The sequence below is a fragment of the Streptomyces cinereospinus genome (genome assembly GCF_042430725.1).
Lineage (GTDB): Bacteria > Actinomycetota > Actinomycetes > Streptomycetales > Streptomycetaceae > Streptomyces > Streptomyces cinereospinus.
Genome location: NZ_JBHMCY010000215.1, coordinates 1 through 584, shown reverse-complemented (window position 1 = coordinate 584; position 584 = coordinate 1). Strand labels below are relative to the sequence as shown.

At 68.0% G+C, this 584-nt stretch carries 1 protein-coding gene; it reads left to right on the top strand.

The features are described from left to right. Window positions 1–19: 19 nt before the first annotated feature. The coding region (locus ACFF45_RS35575; protein WP_381351186.1) for a VOC family protein at window positions 20–584 on the top strand (565 nt) is incomplete at its 3' end.

Genomic DNA, 584 nt, shown 5'->3' with positions numbered 1-584 from the left:
TCGATCAAGGAGGATCGACATGGCCGCCCCCAAGTTCGCCCACGTGGTGTTCCAGACGAGCCAGCCCGCCGAGATGCGCGACTGGTACTGCGCGGTCCTGGACGGCCACACCGTCTTCCAGGACGACGCCCTGTGCTTCATCACCTTCGACGAGGAGCACCACCGAGTAGCGCTCATCACCCCGCCCGCCCCGCTGGAGCGCAAGAGCCCCACCGCCGCCGGCGCCCACCACGTCGCCTACACCTTCGACAGCCTCGACGACCTCCTCGCCCGCTACGAAAAGCTTCAGGACAGCGGCATCCTCCCGGCGGTCAGCATCGCCCACGGCGTCACCACCTCCCTGTACTACCGCGACCCCGACGGCAACTTCGTCGAGATGCAGATCGACAACTTCGCCGAACCCGACCAGGCCACCGCCTACATGCACGGCGACGAATACCGCCAGGACTCCGTCGGCCCGGCCTTCGACCCCGCCGCCATGCTCACCGCCCGCCGCGCCGGCGCATCCGTCGACGAACTCACCGACCGGGCATGGTCTTTGAACCAGAACCTGCCCGACCCCATGGCCACCCTCATGAGCGCCT